At 58.3% G+C, this 18,510-nt stretch carries 14 protein-coding genes and 2 pseudogenes; 11 read left to right on the plus strand and 5 right to left on the minus strand.

Translation table 11 applies throughout. The features are described 5' to 3' along the window. Positions 1–95: 95 nt before the first annotated feature. Positions 96–1,097: pseudogene (locus tag AC5V87_RS07805) on the minus strand (IS256 family transposase); the annotation flags it as partial. 935 nt (positions 1,098–2,032) lie between these two features. On the opposite strand from AC5V87_RS07805, the gene AC5V87_RS07810 reads away from it, so the two are divergent. Continuing rightward, positions 2,033–3,055, plus strand: a complete 1,023-nt coding sequence (locus AC5V87_RS07810) for a reverse transcriptase domain-containing protein (RefSeq protein WP_495370532.1) — start codon at positions 2,033–2,035, stop codon at positions 3,053–3,055. Positions 3,056–3,188: 133 nt separating this feature from the next. Here AC5V87_RS07810 and AC5V87_RS07815 read toward each other — a convergent pair. Further along, positions 3,189–3,952, minus strand: a protein-coding gene (locus tag AC5V87_RS07815) for an IS5 family transposase (RefSeq protein WP_495370533.1) whose coding sequence is annotated in 2 segments (ribosomal slippage) — positions 3,189–3,614 and positions 3,617–3,952 — 762 coding nt in all. Because the reading frame shifts where the segments join, the coding sequence is not laid out codon by codon here. Positions 3,953–4,948: 996 nt separating this feature from the next. On the opposite strand from AC5V87_RS07815, the pseudogene AC5V87_RS07820 reads away from it, so the two are divergent. Continuing rightward, positions 4,949–5,032: pseudogene (locus tag AC5V87_RS07820) on the plus strand (SEC-C metal-binding domain-containing protein); the annotation flags it as partial. Positions 5,033–5,203: 171 nt separating this feature from the next. On the opposite strand, the gene AC5V87_RS07825 reads toward AC5V87_RS07820, so the two are convergent. From AC5V87_RS07825 to AC5V87_RS07835, 3 genes are all read right to left on the minus strand, one after another. Then, positions 5,204–5,569, minus strand: coding sequence for a hypothetical protein (locus tag AC5V87_RS07825; protein ID WP_495370534.1), 366 nt, complete (start codon positions 5,567–5,569; stop codon positions 5,204–5,206). A 237-nt stretch (positions 5,570–5,806) separates the two neighbouring features. After that, the gene (locus AC5V87_RS07830; protein WP_495371850.1) at positions 5,807–7,474 is read right to left on the minus strand and encodes an MFS transporter; all 1,668 of its coding nucleotides are present in this window, start codon (positions 7,472–7,474) and stop codon (positions 5,807–5,809) included. Between the two features lie 609 nt (positions 7,475–8,083). Then, positions 8,084–8,557, minus strand: coding sequence for an Lrp/AsnC family transcriptional regulator (locus AC5V87_RS07835; RefSeq protein WP_456840653.1), 474 nt, complete (start codon positions 8,555–8,557; stop codon positions 8,084–8,086). A 566-nt stretch (positions 8,558–9,123) separates the two neighbouring features. Between AC5V87_RS07835 and AC5V87_RS07840 the strand changes: the two genes are divergently transcribed. The 9 genes from AC5V87_RS07840 (at position 9,124) to AC5V87_RS07880 (ending at position 18,500) form a co-directional block, all read left to right on the plus strand. Continuing rightward, complete coding sequence (locus AC5V87_RS07840) at positions 9,124–10,527, plus strand: aspartate aminotransferase family protein (RefSeq protein ID WP_495370535.1); 1,404 nt, start codon at positions 9,124–9,126, stop codon at positions 10,525–10,527. Between the two features lie 229 nt (positions 10,528–10,756). Then, complete coding sequence (locus AC5V87_RS07845) at positions 10,757–12,196, plus strand: aldehyde dehydrogenase family protein (protein ID WP_495370536.1); 1,440 nt, start codon at positions 10,757–10,759, stop codon at positions 12,194–12,196. A gap of 240 nt (positions 12,197–12,436) precedes the next feature. Further along, entirely contained in the window at positions 12,437–13,720 is a 1,284-nt protein-coding gene (locus AC5V87_RS07850; protein ID WP_495370537.1) for a methylaspartate ammonia-lyase, read from the plus strand. After that, entirely contained in the window at positions 13,717–14,850 is a 1,134-nt protein-coding gene (locus AC5V87_RS07855; protein ID WP_495370538.1) for a CaiB/BaiF CoA transferase family protein, read from the plus strand. Before AC5V87_RS07850 ends, AC5V87_RS07855 begins: the two co-directional genes overlap by 4 nt. Before the next feature lie 95 nt (positions 14,851–14,945). Beyond that, complete coding sequence (locus AC5V87_RS07860) at positions 14,946–15,206, plus strand: aminopeptidase P family N-terminal domain-containing protein (RefSeq protein WP_495370539.1); 261 nt, start codon at positions 14,946–14,948, stop codon at positions 15,204–15,206. 2 nt (positions 15,207–15,208) lie between these two features. After that, a complete protein-coding gene (locus tag AC5V87_RS07865; RefSeq protein ID WP_495370540.1) occupies positions 15,209–15,979 on the plus strand; it encodes a M24 family metallopeptidase in 771 nt (256 codons plus the stop codon). Positions 15,980–16,178: 199 nt separating this feature from the next. Beyond that, on the plus strand, positions 16,179–16,685 hold the full coding sequence (locus AC5V87_RS07870; protein ID WP_495370541.1) for an aspartate/glutamate racemase family protein: 507 nt from the start codon (positions 16,179–16,181) through the stop codon (positions 16,683–16,685). Between the two features lie 456 nt (positions 16,686–17,141). Further along, entirely contained in the window at positions 17,142–17,798 is a 657-nt protein-coding gene (locus AC5V87_RS07875) for a M20/M25/M40 family metallo-hydrolase (protein WP_495371851.1), read from the plus strand. Between the two features lie 24 nt (positions 17,799–17,822). Beyond that, positions 17,823–18,500, plus strand: a complete 678-nt coding sequence (locus tag AC5V87_RS07880) for a peptidase dimerization domain-containing protein (RefSeq protein ID WP_495370542.1) — start codon at positions 17,823–17,825, stop codon at positions 18,498–18,500. The last annotated feature ends 10 nt before the right edge of the window (positions 18,501–18,510 follow it).

Consider the following 18,510-nt stretch of genomic DNA (forward strand, 5'->3'; position numbering starts at 1 on the left):
ATCGGTGGCCGGGACGGAAGAATGCCCCCGCCGCGGCCGAACAAAAGAATGGACGCGATTTCCCCAATCGTCATCGGGGCGATCATTAAAAATCGCTTGTCCATCTCATCCGTCGAATGCAGCTTGGCACGGTGCTGAGGTGGGAAGCTCATATAGGCGAGCACGTCTGGCTCGGCCTCATCCATGAAGACGGCGAGCTTTGGCAGTTTGGGACGGAGCTGGTCGGCGACCTTGCGCCACTGAGCCCTGGCCGCTTCGGCATCGTCCTGGGCAAAGGCGGTGGCGATGAAGGCGGAGACGACGCGTCTTCCGCTCTTGCCGGCATGGGCCAGGACGTTGCGCATGAAGTGGACGCGGCAGCGCTGCCAGGCGGTGTTGAGCACCTTGCTGACGGCGGCCTTGATGCCCTCATGCGCATCGGAGATCACGAGCTTGAGGCCACGAAGCCCGCGCCGAGCGAGCTTGCGCAAGAACGCGGTCCAGAACGTCTCGGCCTCCGAGGGACCGATGTCCATGCCGAGAACTTCACGCCGGCCGTCGCTATTGACGCCGACCGCGATGATCACCGCGACCGAGACGATCCGGCCATTCTGGCGCACCTTCACGTAGGTGGCGTCGATCCACAGATACAGCCAGTCACCCTCGATCGGGCGGGCGAGGAAGGCCTTCACCTTGTCGTCGATCTCGGCACATAGTCGGCTCACCTGGCTCTTGGAGATGCCAGTCATGCCCATGGCCTGGACCAGATCATCGACGGATCGGGTCGAGACGCCCTGCACATAGGCTTCCTGCACCACCGCGGTGAGCGCCTTTTCGGCCATCCGACGCGGCTCCAGGAAGCCCGGGAAGTAGCTTCCTTTGCGCAGCTTGGGAATGCGCAGCTCGACCGCGCCGGCGCGCGTCTCCCAGGTCCGGTCACGGTAGCCGTTACGCTGGGCAAGGCGCTCGGCATTCTTCTCGCCGTAGGCCGCTCCGGTCAGCCCGGCGACCTCCAGCTCCATCAATCGCTGGGCGGCAAAGCCAATCATCTCGCGAAGCAGATCGGCGTCTGGGGCCTTCTCCACGAGCGCGCGAAGGTTCATCATCTCGTCGGTCATCGGTGGTTCCTCGAATCAGGTTGGTGTCAGCAACCCGACCCTACCGGCGAATTGCCGGTGACCACCGCAAAGCCGTCCACCCGCTACGGCGCTATCTGAGGGCGCGCGTGCGGACGGCTTCGCTCTACCGAGCTACACCATCACTGGGGAGTACGTCATGCCAAGCTGATGATTGCTTGTGGGTGCAAGTCCCATCCGGCCAAAGCCGTAGCAGGCAAGCCGGGACCGAGTCTTGCGGGCGTCGCGGCAACGCTGGGGTCCGAGGTGTAGACAGGAGTCGTGCGGGGTGCGGGAATGAGCCTCGAAAGGTGGATGTTCGCGGAGGCCGAGTGTGTTCCCTAAGCACGAAGGCTGCATGAGCATCGTCGATACGCGAGACGATGCCGCTCCGTCGGGGTCGATGGCCGCATCACGCACGGAAGGTAATCATCGGAACATGAGAGGCCCGACCGGATCCGCTGGATTGGTCTCCAGCGGGGGACAGCGGCAAGGCACTGCCAGAGCCGTTGTTCGAGCTGAGGTCGGGAGTCGGACTGGTCCATACTACCTGTGAAGTCGTCGAAGGTAACGAGACGCATGGAGGGAAGGGACCAGCCCGAGGGGAGCCTGCGCGAGGAGGCCAGGGTCCGGACACAGAGCCGGGTTACCTTGCCGCCGAACCTCAAGCGGGTGAACGCGGCAGCCAAGCAGGCTGCCCAAACCCGGTTCACGGCTCTGCTGCACCATGTCGATGAAGCCGCTCTGCTTCGGGCGTTTCGACGACAGAAGCGGCAGGCCAGCGCGGGGGTCGATGGGGTGACGGTGGCGAAGTACGAAGAGGGGCTGACGGATAACCTCCGCGACCTCTGCGGACGAGTCCACACCGGTCGTTACCGGCCACAGCCGGTGCGGCGCGTCTACATCCCCAAAGCCGATGGCGGCAAGCGGCCTCTCGCGTGCCGGCGCTCGAGGACAAGATTGTCCAAAGCGCGGTGGCCGAGGTGCTGAGCGCCGTCTACGAGGCCGACTTCCTCGGGTTCTCCTATGGCTTCCGGCCGGGGCGGAATCCTCACATGGCGCTTGATGCTCTGCATACGGCGATCATGAGCCAGCACGTGAACTGGGTGCTCGATGCCGACATACGTAGCTTCTTCGACTCGGTCGACCACGAGTGGCTGTTGCGGATGGTGGCGCACAGGATCGCCGATCCTCGCATCTTGCAGCTCATCGGACTGTGGCTGCGAGCCGGCGTTCTTGAGAGCGGCGAGAAGCAAGAGACGGACAGGGGCACGCCGCAAGGGGCGGGCATCAGCCCGCTCCTTGCCAACATCTTCCTGCACTACATCCTCGATCTCTGGACCCAGAAATGGCGTCATCGCCACGCACGCGGTCGTATCGTGATCGTGCGCTACGCGGACGACTTCGTCATGGGCTTCGAGAGCAAGGCCGATGCGCAGGAAATGCTCTTGGCCCTCAAGGCGCGGCTGGCCGGCTTCGGCCTGATGCTTCATGAGGACAAGACGCGGCTGATCGAGTTTGGCCGGTTCGCGGCCCCCTCGCGTCAGCGGCGGGGCGAGCGGCGGCCAGAGACCTTCGCCTTCCTCGGCTTTACCCACTACTGCGGGCGGACCCGAGATGGCCGGTTCATCGTGAAGCACAAGACGGAAGGGAAACGCCTGACGCGCAAGCTGACGGCGTTGCGCCAGGAGGCCTGGCGGTTCATGCACGCGCCACTGGCCACGCAGTACGAGTGGTTCGCCGCCGTTCTGCGCGGGCACTACGGCTACTATGGCAGGCCGCACAACTATCCAGCGCTCAACGGCTTCTACCGCGAAGTGCGTCGAACCTGGCTGCGTTGTCTGAGACGGCGCAGCCAGAAAAGTCGGCGCATGAGCTGGCCGGAGTTCGAGACCCTGACGGCACGCTTCCGCCTGCCAACTCCACGCATCACTCGCACATGGGCGCAGGCGCGGATATGACGCGGGTTACCCTCGGGAAGAGCCGGGTGCGGGAAAGCCGCCTGCCCGGATCTGTGAGGGCAAAGCCAAATGGCCGAGCTACTCGACCACGACCGTCCCTTTTGTCTCGTTAGGCGCTAGGCGGTGTGGACACTTATCGCATCCATAAGACGATGGCTGCGAGGGTGACGACGGCGAGGTAGTTTCGTGCGGTTTTTTCGAAGCGGGTTGCGACGCGGCGGAATTGCTTGAGCTTTGAGAAGCAGCATTCGATGAGATGGCGCTGGGCATAGACATGCTTGTCGAGCGGATGCTTGAGGGCTCGTGACGGGTTGTTGGGAATGACAGCGAGCGCCCCTTTGGCTGCGATGGCTTGGCGCAGGTGATCGGCGTCATAAGCCGTATCGGCCATGAAAACCTCGGCAGGCAATCCCTCGATCAATTCGGCGGCTTGCGGTGCATCGCCCTTCTGGCCTGCGGTGATCGTGAACCGTACAGGACATCCCAAGCCGCGAACGGCCATATGTATCTTGGTGCTCAGGCCGCCGCGCGAACGGCCAATCGCCTGATCTTCAGACCCCCTTTTTTGGCCCCGGCAGCATGCTGATGGGCTCGAACAATGGTGGAATCGACAATCAGGTATTCGAAGTCCGGATCGTCGGACATCGCCTCGAAGATCCGCCACCAGACGCCTTTGGCACTCCATCGGCTGAAGCGCCGGAACACGCTGTTCCAGTCCCCAAACACTTCCGGAAGATCACGCCAGGGAGAGCCCGTACGAACGATCCACAGCACACCTTCCACGAACATCCGATTGTCGCGCCCAGTCGAGCCCTTCTGGTCAGGCCGACCTATGATCAGCGGCGCCATCCGCTCCCAAGCCGCGTCGCTCAACACCAGCCGATCCATCACACCCAAGACTGCCTCCCGAAAAGCAGCTTTGAATCTGATTTGCTCCTAAAAGGGAATCCTTAGAGTCCACACCGCCTAGACCGTGAGACAATGCCGTCTCAAAATTCCGAAGCCAACCCTATTGAGACGGTTTTTGGGTCTCAGGTGAATGTCTCGTGAGGGTCGACCCATGTGAGACCTTGGGGAAAAGGCGGGAAGAGTAGGGAACAACAAGGGGGAGGGAACTCGCGCATGGTACGATGGCTGCAACCGAGGCGAGGCGCTGGAAATGTCGAGCCAATTCGGAGGGGGCTCCCAATGACGAAGACGGCCATCACTCCTGCTGACCTGCAGGTGCACTTTGAAGAGCAGCTTGGATTTCTGAAGCGGTCGGCCGCTGCGTTCGATCAAGGTTACGAAGACGAAGCCAAAAGGTTGGCCGTCACCCTGCGCGTCCTTCTTCACGAGACGGCCCAATCGCACTCGCTGTTGGGACAACTCGGACGTCGGCATGGTGCGTTCGTTGATACCGCCCTGCCTGCCGATGCGGCGAACCTCATGACACACGGTGGTCTCGTATTCATCGCTATGGGGCCTCCTGAGACGCGGTATGTGGCCATGCTCGATGATGTGCCTATCGCGTCCTCGGCGCCCTTCGATCAATGGTGGGCTGCTCCTGTGTTCATAGACCGAGATGGGAACAGCCTCACCCGCAAGCAACTCATCCTCATCGCCGCCAACCAAGATGGGGGCGCGCACATCGACCCTGCCTTAGATGACACCTACGCGGAGCTATCGAAGCAGAACTCAATGAATTGGACAGTGGTGGAGAACGGCCAGCAACGGCCGATGGGCGGACCTGAGCGCGCCGCCATCAGGCAGATCACGCATGAGGTTCTCAAGACATTGAAGCCCGCCTACGTGAAGATGCCGGCGCACGCGGGGTCAATCTTCGTCGGCGGCATGTCCCTGCGGCAGGGCGCGCACCCACCACAAGGATCGCCACCCGCGGCTTCAACCGGTAGGAAAATCGGACGAAACGAACCTTGTCCATGTGGCAGCGGGAAGAAGTACAAAAGGTGCCACGGTTCGTTCGCAGCCGCGTGAAACGCGTTGTTTTTCGTCTCAGCAGAAAGGCAAACAATAAAGTCAGCCATTGCCGGTGGTCCCAAAGGGTGGTACGAGCCACTTCGGCAGTTGGCGATTTTATTCTGATTTTTAAACGGAAGGATGTGTGGCGGGCGCCTCGTTCCAGGCGCGCCACTTACCTCGTTGAAATCAAACGACTTTGCCGTTCTTCTTTTCTTCCGGATCGGGCGTGGTTTGCAGTTGGTTTGCAAATTTTGTTCGCGGTGAGTTCTCGAAATTGAAGATCGCTTGCTCGGCCAAGCCGCGGGTCCGCGCAAGATAGCGCTCCAATATTCGGTGCACCGTCTTCAACGAATGTCCGGTGATCGTTGCGATTTGCTGAGGAGTACAACCGGCGTCCGACAACGGCGTCACCCCGGTTCCCCGCAAATCATGGAAGTGCAGTTCCACGGGATGATCTAACCCGGGCAACGTCACAGACTGCATCAAGTACGCACCAAACCGACACTCTCCCTCGCTAAAGCCGTCCGCGATGCCGTCGGCGCCGGTGTTCACAATCCATGTTAAGGACCGAGCAGCGGCGCCGGGCACGTTCACAGATGGCTAGCTTGTACCGGGATGTTGATTGAACATAACGGCGAACCGGGCGTACCCGGTGTCCGACGTCTGAGCGCACGCTCGTCGTCGCATCAGTTTCTCTCGCTGCCGAGAGCCTTGCAACCGAGAGTTTCGCCTCGGTTGGACCGTAGATGTCCTGGCTCCAGCGGAGGGCTAACGCTATCTGCCGCCACGTTAGGGATTATCGAGCGGCATTTCGGACGCAGTGCGGTCGGGCACGTCTTCCTTCCATCGCACTGATCCGAATGGGCGCTCCAGCATGCGGCGGACGCGTACCGGGTCAGGACCAACATGGAAAGCCGAAGCGCGCCGATCCAGCGCGCGCTCCGACTGAGTCGAGCGATTGCGCTGGCGCAAATAGTCTAGCCAAGTCGGGCAGTGATAGCGCTCGGTCCATAGTTCTGGGTCGGCGATGTCACGCGCAATCGACCAACCATAGGCCCCGTTGCGTTGCCGCAATAGCTGCACATTCTGCATGACATTGTGAAAGGCCCGCGCATTCTCTTGCGAGACGCGATATTCGATCTCGACTACCAGCGGGCCACTCCGCGGGGTGAGCGCTAGCCGTATTTCGGGATCGGCGAGCGACTCGGCATCCTGGTCACTTGCCCTGATGGGGGGCATTCGAAGCCAGAGTCCTAGGAGTGGAGAGAGTAGCATGAGCGTCGAGGAAGCCAGCAGCGCGACCTCAACACCAGCGCCATCCGTGAGGCGCCCCCAGCCCCAGCTGCCGATCGCAATCCCTCCCGAGATTGCAGCCTGATAGGCCGCAAGCGATCGGCCAGCCACCCAACGCGGGGCGGAGAGCTGTACGGCAATGTTGAACAGCGTCATCGTCGTCGTCCACACCGCTCCTGCCAACAGCAGAGCGGCCGCGGTGATGATCGGCTTATCGCTCAGCGCGACCGCAGCGATGGCGCTCCCCATCGACAGGGCGCAGGCACGCACCGCTGCCTCGCCGCTCATTCGTTTACGCACCTCGCCTATGAAGAGCGCTCCCACAACCGCTCCAAGGCCGAAGGCGCCAAGTATGAGGCCATAGGTCTGCGCACCTCCATGCAAGAGATCGCGCGCGATAAGCGGCATCAGCGCTGAAATTGAACCGCCTATCATACCGGTTAAGAACGTGCGCGTCAGCACGATCTTGATCGACGGCGAGTTGGTAATATAGCGTACGCCTGAGACAATGGCGCGGCTCAGTTGTTCGCGCGGCAGCCGCGACGGCTCGGCGACACGCTTCCAAAGGAACAGTGCGCCCAGCAGTGGCAGATAGAAGCATGCGTTCAGCGCGAAGGCGGCAACGGCGCCCGCAGTCGCAACCACAATTCCGCCGATTGCAGGCCCAAAGCTGCGCGCTATATTGTAACTGATCCCGTTGAGCGCAACCGCGGCTGGCAGCGTGGCGGGCGGCACCTGCTCGCTGACAGAGGATTGCCAGGCCGGCCCCCTCAATGCCATGCCGCTGCCCATCACAAAGCAAAGCACCAACAACACAAATGGCGTGGTGAAACCTGACCATTCGACTATGGCTAGCGCGATTGCGCCGAAAAGCTCAATCGAGAGCGCCACCAGAGCCACGATCCGTCGGTCGTGCATGTCAGCAATAGCGCCAGCCGGCATCGCAATCAGCATGATCGGCAGCAGGAGCGCCGTCTGCACCAGCGCGACCTGGTCCGCGGACGACGTCATCTGAGTCATTGACCAGGCCGCTCCGACACCTTGCATCAGGATGCCGAGATTGGCGAGCAGGCTCGCGAACCAGACGCGTCGATAAGTCGGAAAGCGTAATGGTGCGATAATCCCGTCGGAGCTGAATGTCTGTGTCCTGGATGGATCGATCATTCCCTTCGACATCGCCCGTTCCTGTCTGATTTCCGCATCCGATCTGCTCGGTCGAGCTTGACCGCGACCAACGGCGCAAGTGCCGTCCAAACGCCGCTTACAGATTTCGCGTTTGAGAGCAGCGCCAAGTTCTCAAGCAAATCTGGTGAGGTACTTATCTCATCGCGCGAGCGACATCGACCTCCCGCTCCAAGTATCGAGGACACCGAGTATTCCAAGCTGCTTGAGCAGAGTAGGGCTATTGCCCGCCAGAGCCGCCATAATGTCCCGTGGTCAGAGCAGAATTGTTGCGGCCAAATATGGGTGCATCTGGAGCGTTGGGCGCCTGAGTTGAAAGAAGCTTGTGCCGATGGCATAACGTTGTGACCGTGACATTGAGGTTCACGGTGAGTCTATCTGAATCGCAGTCCGTGTGTCGCATCGAACGGGATCCGGTGTCGCTCGTTGAAGCTCGCTGCTAGCCACGAATCTGACGAAACGTTTCAAAGCATCGACATCAGCGGAAAGTACAGCAGCGAGATTGCTGATTTTTCGCGTTCTGCGCCAGGGAGCGGTGAAAAAGTGCACCAGCGCGCCACTTTGTGGGCAAGATGCGCGGAATATACTTGCTCAATCATCTGCAGACTCAATTGGAATTGCAAAGCCGACCTTGACACGGTCCACAATAACCATCGTTTTAAAACCCTTGATGTTTGGATTTTCATAGAAGAAGCGGCGGGTGAACTGCTCATAATCGTCCATGGTGCGCGCTGTGACGTACAAAACAAAATCAGCATCGCCGGTGACGTAAAATCCGTTTACGACCTCAGCTGACGATTTGATGGCCTTCTTGAATCTGTCGATTATGTCTGTGCGCTCCCGCTCGAGGCTCACTAGCACAAGCATCTGAAGAGGCCTTCCTACAGCTTTTGGCGAGACGATCGAAACGTCGGCTTCAATGATGCCTTCTGAACGAAGCCGCTTAAGGCGTCGTTGACACGCAGTGGCAGAAAGTCCCGCCATCTCGCCGATCACCTCGGATGTCAAACGGTTGTTTTTTTGCACGATCTCGAGGATGCGGGCGTCTGTTCGATCATATTGCATAACTTCTCCAACCTTCGGGTGAATCGCCGCGCGAACTGCCTGTACGATGCAGGAAATATTCTGAACGACAGGAGATACGACGCAAATATGTGCGTTACATCAGTATCCTGATTGCATAGGCATTTCAACAAAAGGGGCGCATCGGATTTAATAGATGGTCTTTCAAACTATTCAGCAGCCGGTGCCCGCGCCGCCTGAACGAGTAGCGCTGCGCGGACGAAGCGTTGTGGTGGCTGTCGTGCTTGTTGGAGAAAGTGAAGACTCGGTCGAAAGGGAAGGAACGTTCGGCGGGCGAGATGCCAATTTTCTCCGCGGTGATCAGCGTAATTTCAGTGATCGGCGAAGAGTCGGTTGCCGGACGCGTGGCCCTGGCTACGTGGGGCGACGCCGGCCGGTCCACGCGGCCGAACTTGCGTAAATGCAGGCGTGCAGGTGACCGTCGCCTGAAAGTCCATTTGCTTTCATCTATCTAGGTAGATGCAAGCGGTTAGTCTCAACGTGTGGTCTCGTTGAGAGAAAATAGTCTGCTTTGCGAACCTCGCAGCTTGAACAGAGAGTGGTGCACAATGGCAATCAATATCAAACAAATCAGCGAAAAAGACAAAAGCAGCGTCTTGCATCCCTTCACGCATCTCAAGGAATTTGCGACCGGTAAGCTTGGCGAGCCGACGATCATCGAAACTGGTAAGGGTATCCGTATTCAGGACGCCAATGGCAATCAGCTCATCGACGGCTTTGCCGGCATGTACTGCGTCAATGTAGGTTATGGGCGAACCGAAGTAGCTGAAGCCATCTCGCGTCAGGCTTACCGCCTCGCGTACTACCATTGCTACGCAGCGCACACCACCGACGAGCTCGCGATCCTCTCCGATCGTCTCGTCAAGATGGCTCCAGGCAAGATGAGTAAGGTGTTCTACGGCATGTCCGGGTCGGATGCCAATGAGACGCAGGCCAAGCTCGTCTGGTACTACAACAATCTTCGAGGTAAGCCCAACAAGAAGAAGATCATCGCGCGAGAGCGTGGCTATCACGGTTGCAGCGTGCTTTCCGGTTCGATGACCGGTATGAGCTTCTACCATGACTATATGGATCTCCCGCTGCCGCAGATCGTGCGCACGGGCGCTCCGCATTACTATTGGGGCTGCAATCCTGAGGAGACCGAGCGCGAGTTCTCGGCCCGTCGCGCCGGTGAGCTCGACCAACTCATCGAACGTCTTGGTCCGGACAATGTGGGCGCTTTTATCGCCGAGCCGGTGCTTGGTACCGGAGGTATCACTCCGCCCCCGGTGGGCTACTGGGAGGCGATCCAGGCCGTGCTCAAGAAGCACGACGTTCTTTTGATCGCCGACGAGGTGATCACGGGCTTCGGCCGCACTGGCTCGATGTTTGGCTCGGAGCACTACGGAATCGTGCCGGATCTGATAACGATCGCGAAGGGGCTGACTTCGGGCTACTTCCCGCTCTCAGCCGCGATCGTCGGTGACAAAGTCTACAAAGTGTTGGAAGACGGTGCTGACCAAGTCGGCGCATTTTCGCACGGCTACACCTATTCGGGCCACCCCATCGGTGCCGCAACTGCAAACGCCGTTCTTGACATCGTGGAACGAGAGAACCTTCCTGCCAATGCGCGCGAAGTCGGCGCCTATTTCCAAGCCCAGCTCAAGGAGAAGTTCGCGCAGTTGCCCATCGTTGGTGAAGTGCGCGGGGTCGGACTGATGGGAGCCATCGAGTTCGTGGCCGATCGCGATAAGAAGAGGCGGTTTGATGCGTCTCTCAAGATCGGTGCTCGCGTTTCCAAGGCAGCGCGCGATCGGGGGCTTATTGCCCGCCCCATGCCTCATGGTGACATCCTTGGCTTTGCCCCGCCGCTCGTCACCACCAAGGCGGAAGTTGATGACATTGTTTCGATTACTGAAAGTGCCGTGCGCTCAGTGATGGATGAGCTCGTGCGAGGCGGTGAGAAAGTCTAGAAAATGAGTGACCGCATACTTCGGTCACTCCTTTCCTGGGTCGCCTGCACTGAAAGCTGATATGCGCCCCGCATCCGGATATCGGACGCATACATGCCCAGGTCGTGGGCTGCTCGGTCATACAATCGGCTTAAGAGCGCGGATTGCAACGATGACTATCCTCCAAGCGGTAACTTGACCGTAAAACGAAAAACGACACAAACCCTGAACGGCAGAGCGGCAACGACGTATGTCCGATAGCATAGACTACAAACTCTTTATCAACGGTGCGTGGCGCTTAGGCAGTAACGGCGCTGATCTGCCCCTTCTCAATCCTTCCAACGGGCATGAGTTCGGGCGTGTTGCTGTTGCCTCAGCGACGGATCTCGACGATGCGTTGACGTCCGCACACGCGGGTCTGCTGCAGTGGTCGAGTACGCCGGCCGAAGAACGGGGGGCGCTTCTCATTCGCGCAGCCAGGATCCTAAAAGGAAGAATCGACGTTGCGGCAGCCGCACTTTCGACCGAACAAGGCAAGACCGTTGCCGAAGCGAAGGGGGAATATGCCCGCGCAGTCGAAATGCTCGAATGGAATGGTACGCACGCTGCGAAAACGTCAGCTCCATATTCGATAGACGAGAAAAGGATCATCGTACCAGAACCGATTGGTGTGGTTGCCGCATTCACGCCTTGGAACTACCCGGCAGTCCTTAACGCCCGAAAGCTTGGCGCGTCTATCGCGGCCGGCTGCTCGGTCATCCTGAAAGCGGCAGAGGAGACTCCAAGCGCCGGTGTCTATATGGTCGAAGCCTTACAGGAGGCGGGGATTCCGCCGGGTGTTGTGAGTCTGGTCTTCGGAAATCCACCTATGATCTCTGAACACCTTCTTGCTTCGCCTTCTGTTCGAGGCGTGTCGTTCACCGGCTCTACCCCTGTCGGCAAACAACTCGCGAAAATTGCCGCAGGAAATCTACAGCGATGCGTTCTGGAACTTGGCGGCCACTCGCCGGTCGTGGTTTTTGAAGACGCGGATCTTTCGAAGGCCGCTTGGGCGATATCGGAATACAAGTTTGAGTGCGCAGGCCAAAGCTGCAACGCGCCTAGTCGTATTCTAGTAGCGAGATCGATTTACAAGGAGTTTCTGGCGAGGCTTGTGCGCGCGGCAGAAAAGATCAGAGTTGGCGCTCCGGACGATCCTGAGACGGACATGGGGCCCATGGCGAATGCGAGACGCATTGAAGCCATGGAACGCCTGACGAAGGATGCTGTCGATCGCGGAGCGAAGATTGAAACCGGTGGTGCACGCATTGGTCGAGCGGGGTTTTATTGGGCTCCCACCATTCTAAGCAACGTGCACCCTGCGTCAAAGGTGCTTCGTGAAGAACCGTTTGGACCGATTCTTACTGTTGCCGCGTTTGACACAATTGAAGAAGCGATTGCAGAGGCGAATGATACCGAATATGGCCTTGCTTCGTATTTCTTCACCGAATCTCCGGAAATCCAGAAGCAAATGATCCGCAGACTTGTAGCTGGGGCTGTAAGCATGAACCACCTCAAGGGTGTGTCTGCCGATGCACCAAATGCCGGAGTCAAGCAAAGCGGCTATGGGTACGAAGGTGGTGTGGAAGGCGTGAGGGCCTTCCAGAACCTGAAGCTCGTCAACGGTGTTAAAGCTGCTTCTCTCGCATGAGGGGACAAAATCCAGACGACACACGACCTGGCCGTGAGCTTGGCCCTAAGTAGCAATCAAAGTGTTCTTCAGGCAAGAGTGGCTCGGACGATTAAGATGTTTATCGGATTCGTCCATGCGCGGAAGCCAAGGCTGCTCGTAAATTCCACGGCCGATGTGGGATGGCTAGTGGAATGCCGTGTGCGACCATGAGGCCTGGGCTCTTCGGGATATGGCGGAACGCTTAGATTTGAGTGCGCAATGAAAAACTCTCCTACGATAAAAGACGTGATTCTGGCTCCCGGGAACGGAAGCTTCTTCTATGACGATCAAGCTGCAATACGCGCCGGCGTTTCTCAGGATGGGTTTCGCTATCTGGGCGCACCTCTGACGCAGGGTTTCACGACCATCCGCATGCCCTCGCGTTCGCTCAGCATCGGCCTCGTCCTGTCAGACGATACGATCGTGTGGGGCGATATGATGAACGTACAATATTCTGGCGCAGGCGGTCGCGACCCGGTTTTTCAGGTCGACAAGATCGAAGCGCTCACGAGATCTGTGGTGATTCCGCGGCTTCTCACTTGTGACGCCTCCAATTTCATTGGTGCCTGCGATCGTGTTCTCGCATTCCATGAGCACAAGCGCCTGCCGCTCGCCATTGAATATGGAGTGAGCCAAGCGTTGCTTCGGGCCGCTGCGCATATTGCGCGGACAACACTGGCCGAAGTGATCTGCTCAGAGTATGATCTGCCATTGCCTGAGAAGCCGGTCCCGATTTACGCTCAGAGCGGGGATGCCAGGGAAATTAACGTCGATAAGATGATCCTCAAGTCGGTGGATGTGCTTCCGCACGGCTTGATCAACTCACGTGAGAAGTTCGGCCCTTCCGGCGAGAGGTTTCGCGACTTCGTCAAATGGGTCGTTCAGCGCACAAGGGAAATCGGCCCGCCGGGGTATCATCCTGTTCTGCATTTCGACGTGTACGGGTGGATCGGGCTCGAGATTGGTATGCAGGCGCAGAAGATTGCGGATTTCATCGCGCGCGTTGCCGATGACGTGCCGGGATACCGAATTAATATCGAATGCCCGGCGGACTATGGATCAACAGAAGCTCAGCTTGAAGAGTACGCCAAGATCGTGGCACTCCTCGATAGGCGGGGCACCGAAGCGCGGGTGGTTGTCGACGAGCAATGCAATACGCTTGACGACATCCGACTCTTCGCCGAAGCGAAAGCAGCTCATCTAGTTCAGATCAAGATGCCTGACGTGGGCTCGATAGCTGACTCTGCCAGGGCCGTGCTGGTCTGCAAGAGAAATGGCGTTGGGGCCTACGTCGGTGGGAGCTGCACGGAAACCGACTTGTCAGCAAGAGCCGCAGTCAATATTGCGGTGGCGACGCAGGCTGACATGATGCTCGCAAGACCCGGGATGGGCGTTGACGAGGGAATTTCAATCGTCGGGAACGAACAGAGCAGACTACTTTCCATTCTTGCCTACCGCCGGTCGCAGAACTCCCGTCAGAATGTCGGGGGGGCGTCCGTATGAGAAAGGCACTCGAAGGCATCACCGTCGTTGCTGTCGAGCAGGCTGTAGCGGCGCCTTATGCGTCTTCCCGCCTCGCCGACGCTGGTGCGCGCGTCATTAAAGTCGAACGTCCGGAGGGAGACTTTGCGCGGAATTACGACAAACTCGTTCAGGGCCAAAGTGCATATTTCGTTTGGTTAAATCGCGGAAAAGAAAGCATCTGCCTCGACCTCACGGTCGAGCAAGACCGTTCGGTTCTCGAGGCTATGGTTGCACAGGCTGATGTCTTCATTCAAAATCTGAAGCCCGGCAGCATCACAAAGCTCGGATTCGGATCGGCGGATCTGCGGAAGCGCCATCCCCGTTTGATAACCTGTGACATCTCCGGATTCGGTGACGGCGGTGCTTTGTCGCATTTGAAAGCGTATGACTTGATCGTCCAAGCTGAGACCGGACTCTGTGCGATCACGGGAACAGCGGAGGGCCCGGCGCGCGTCGGGGTTTCTGTATGTGATATTTCGGCTGGCATGACCGCTCTCAATGCCATCTTGCAGGCACTACTTCTGAGAGAGCGAACTGGGGAAGGCACGGCTATTCAGGTGTCGCTGTTTGACGCCATCGCAGACTGGATGAATGTTCCGGTGCTTCAATTTGATTACGGCGGCTATCACACTTCGCGTGCGGGCGTGAATCATCCGTCTCTGGCGCCATATGGGGCGTACCGCTGTGCGGACGGCAAGGACGTCATCTTCTCCGTTCAAAACGATCGCGAATGGGTTAAGTTTTGCACCGAATTCCTGAAGCGACCGGAACTCATTCGCCACCCCGATTTCAGTGACAACATGGACCGGATCCGCAACAGGGCCATTTTGGACGAAATCGTGGTAGATCGGTTCGCGCACATGTCGAGCCACGAAGCGATGCGTGAGCTGGAAGCCGCTGGACTCGCGTACGGACGGTTGAACCAGATAGAAGACGTAGCCAAGCACCCGCATCTGCGTCGAATATTGCTGTCCACGCCGGCAGGCGATGTGCACGTGATCGCGCCGGGCGCAATTTTCGAGGGAGAAACAGCTCCGGTATTGCGACCCGTTCCCGCTCGGGGAGCTCATTCCGAGATATTGCGCAGGGAGTTTAGGCCCTCCTCTTAATGGCGGGGGAGCCTGCTCGTTAGTCCTTTCTCCACGCACCGCAGGCGTTTCCTAGGTCAGAGTATCTTCGCCGCATTGCCTTACTTAAATCAGAAATGGCGCGGCGCAACATTGATGCCTTTGTCATTAAAAGCTGGGCCAATATCACTTACCTGACCGGTAACTTCACCCGCATGCTTGCCATGCACGCGCTTGTGGTTTCAACTCGCGAAGAGGAGCCGGCTCTCATAGTACGTCGCATGTGTGCGCCCGGAGCCTTTCATCAATCGGAAAGCTATGTCGGCAAGCATGATAGGGATGGCTTTGACGCGGTGATCGATTTTATCCACGATCTTGGCGTTGCGAGCCGCGGATAGGCTTGGAACTGGGCAACCTGACGGCGCAGGCGGCGGAAAAGTTCAAAGCGCGATTGCCGAATGCAACAATCGTAGACTGCACGAAGGCCGTAGACTGGATCCGTGGCGTTAAGTCCGATCTGGAGGTAGAGGTAATGCGGCAAGCTGCTGCGCTTGCTGACGCCGCTGTCATTCGGGTGGCCGAAGTAATTCGGCCTGGCGTACTGGAAGCCGACGCCGCGGCCGAGATCATGGCGGCGCAGGTCCGGGGTGCGGAAGGCGTGCCACCTGCGACTGGATTGCGGCCGCTCTTGATGAAATCCTCGCCGCGCGTCTGTACGCCCCACATTCTATGGAGCGAGGACGTTTTTCGTGACGGCTCGCAGATCGATATGGAAGTAAGTGGTAACCGCCACCAGTACATGTGTGAGCTCATGCGGAGCTTTTCGATTGGCGCTCCATCCGACCGCCTGCTTCGCCTACATGAGGCGCATGCTGCCGGTATTGAAGCCGCGCTGAACGTCATCCGGCCTGGACGCACGTGCAGCGACGTCGCCGAAGTCGTCTATCGCACGATCGAAAAACATGGATTCAAGAAGGAGTCGCGCTGCGGCTACGCTATTGGTATTGAGAGTCAGACTTCGGCCTGGATAGAGCCGACAGCAAGCTTCGGAATTGGCGACATGACAGAGCTAAAGCCGAACATGACCTTCCACTTGATGATCGGCAACTGGGTAGAAGAGGAATTTGGTTACGAGATCAGTGAAACGATCTGCGTGACCGATCCGGCGTAGAAGTGTTGACGCGTGCACCACGGCAGCTTTTCCAACTTTAGTTGGACGCAATCAAAGAAGGTTGCCGACTGACATCAAGGATCAACGGCGGGATTCAAATGGTCGAAAAGACATTGCAAGCGTATAAAGGTGGTGGGCGCGACTACCCAGAGAGTGACCAAGATCGGTCACAAGCAAGTATGTCGAGTGTGCCCGCAAGTTGCAAAATCAAGGTGTCACGGCAACCATAGCCAACTGTGGCTTTGCGCATTTGTATCAAGCGGAGGTGGCTGCGGCAGTTTCAGTCCCCGTTGCCCTCTCCAGCCTACTGCTCGTGTCGTTTGTCTCCAAAACTCTTCCTCGGGGAGGCAAAGTCGGAATCGTCACCTACGATGCAAACAAGCTAAGAGAGGACCATTTTGTCGCCGCAGGGTGGTCATCTGCGGAGCTACAGGTCCCTGTCGTGGGAATCGAAGGAAGCAAGTCCTGGCACCGCTTAAGTCAAACCGCTCCTGATGCGGACCCAGCTGAGCTCATCGAGGACGTATTGAGTGCGGCAAGTCGTCTCTTGAAGTCCGCACCGGGCGTGGCCGCGTTGGTATTCGAGTGCACCGGCTTTCCGATCGCCGCGGAAGCGGTACGGCGTGAAACAGGCCTGCCGGTCGTTGACTGTACCGTTTTGGCAAGGATGCTGATTGAAGTAAGCCCCTCACGTAAGACCGGCTAGCGCCTCGATCGGCCAGGAGAGAGCGCGTCCAAGTCCTCGTTAGTCCTGCAAGATGCCGCGGGTTGAGAAACTCGCTGCTCGATGCAGAACCCGGATGTTTCGCCCCACAGAAAGTGCTCATTCGTCAGCGGCGCCTAGATCGGGCGATTTGATAGCGCGCAATGGTCGATGATACGAAGATAAAGCCGTCCACGTTCAGCGTAGCGCCTCACTGGACGTCGAGACCGGACGAGCCCCTTGCTGTCTGCGAAACGCCGAGCCGATCAATGACAGCTACCGAAAAGCATCCTCGGCTGCCGCCATCACGAAGAGTATCGGCAAACTTGATATTTTGAACACGTGTTTTCGGTGTATCGCGAAGGTTATCATTTTTTTCTTAAGACAGTCCCAAAACGATCAGGATGGTCGATGATGAGACCAACTAGCATTCACTCCGTCAGTACCGAATTGTCCAAGGTGTTTGAGCACATCGATGTGAACAAAGATCAATTCATCAATCGTCTGCTCGATTACCTGCGACATCCCAGTATCAGTGCTCAGAACATCGGCCTCGGCGAGGTTGCCGAGCTGCTCGTGAGCATGCTGCGGCGCGTGGGCTTCGAAGCGCAGAGTTTTCCGACACCCGGGCATCCGATGGTGATGGGGCGCTGGGAACGTGCACCGGGAGCGCCCACCGTCCTGCTGTACGGCCACTACGACGTCCAACCACCTGACCCGATCGAGGCCTGGATCAGCCCGCCATTCGAGCCGACCATTCGCGATGGGCGAATATATGCGCGCGGTGCTGGAGACAACAAAGGACAGCATTTCGCTCAAATTCTGGCCGTGGAATCGTATTTGGCGATGCATGGCCGCTTGCCTTGCAACGTGATCATTCTTCTGGAAGGAGAAGAAGAGAACGGAAGTCCAAACATCGCAGAGTTTGTTCGGGCACACCGCGACCTGCTCAAAGCGGATTTGGTCGTAACAGCTGATGGGCTACTGCACGAGTCGGGCCGTCCGGTCATTACGCATGGGGTTCGCGGGATCGTATCCTTCGAGTTGCGGGCTCGTGCGGCCAATCAGGATGTGCATTCCGGCAACTTCGGCGGCGTTGTGCCCAATGCGATCTGAACGCTGGTCCACTTGCTGGGGACAATGAAGAATTCAGGGGGCGAGATTACGATTGATGGCTTTTACGGTGATGTCGTTGCTCCAACTGACCTTGAGCGCCGCGCGGCAGCACGGTTACCCCTGGATCCAGACGACGTTAAGCGCACGCTGGGCCTTTCAAGGCTGGACAATCCGGCAGATCGGCCATTGGCGGACAGGCTAATGTTTCATCCAACATTGACCATCAACGGATTCCACGGCGGCTATGGAGGACCTGGTCCGAAAACGGTGTTGCCGCACGAGGCGATAGTCAAATGTGATGCTCGCCTCGTCGATCGACAAACGCCTGACGATGTTCTCGCCAAAATAGAAGCGCACGTGAAACGCCATGCGCCGGAGGTCGAGCTCGTTCGTCTCGAAGGCATGCTGCCGTCCAAGACGCCGCTCGATTCTCCGTTTTCAGAACGTGTTCAGCGTGCAGTACGTACTGCGCACGGCGTCGAGCCGCTCATTTATCCCTCGCTCGGCGGCAGCTTGCCGGACTGCGTCTTCACGAAAATTCTGAGCGCGCACTCGTTCATCGTGCCGTATGCGAACGCCGACGAGGCCAATCACGCGCCGAACGAAAACATTAAGATAGACTGCTTTATCAAGGGAATACGTACTGGAGCGGCTCTCCTGGACGAGTTGGGCAGGTCTGTGGGCTCACATACGTCGAGTTAGTCTCCTCTTC

This window comes from Bradyrhizobium sp. SOJA106, assembly GCF_059448745.1.

What these genes read in the sequence shown, in the direction of transcription:
- AC5V87_RS07845 (WP_495370536.1), top strand. Translation starts at nt 10,757, where the DNA reads ATGTCCGATAGCATAGACTACAAACTCTTTATCAACGGTGCGTGGCGC.
- AC5V87_RS07860 (WP_495370539.1), top strand. Translation starts at nt 14,946, where the DNA reads ATGGCGCGGCGCAACATTGATGCCTTTGTCATTAAAAGCTGGGCCAAT.
- AC5V87_RS07835 (WP_456840653.1), bottom strand. Translation starts at nt 8,557, where the DNA reads ATGCAATATGATCGAACAGACGCCCGCATCCTCGAGATCGTGCAAAAA.
- AC5V87_RS07855 (WP_495370538.1), top strand. Translation starts at nt 13,717, where the DNA reads ATGAGAAAGGCACTCGAAGGCATCACCGTCGTTGCTGTCGAGCAGGCT.
- AC5V87_RS07880 (WP_495370542.1), top strand. Translation starts at nt 17,823, where the DNA reads ATGAAGAATTCAGGGGGCGAGATTACGATTGATGGCTTTTACGGTGAT.
- AC5V87_RS07830 (WP_495371850.1), bottom strand. Translation starts at nt 7,474, where the DNA reads ATGATCGATCCATCCAGGACACAGACATTCAGCTCCGACGGGATTATC.
- AC5V87_RS07840 (WP_495370535.1), top strand. Translation starts at nt 9,124, where the DNA reads ATGGCAATCAATATCAAACAAATCAGCGAAAAAGACAAAAGCAGCGTC.
- AC5V87_RS07850 (WP_495370537.1), top strand. Translation starts at nt 12,437, where the DNA reads ATGAAAAACTCTCCTACGATAAAAGACGTGATTCTGGCTCCCGGGAAC.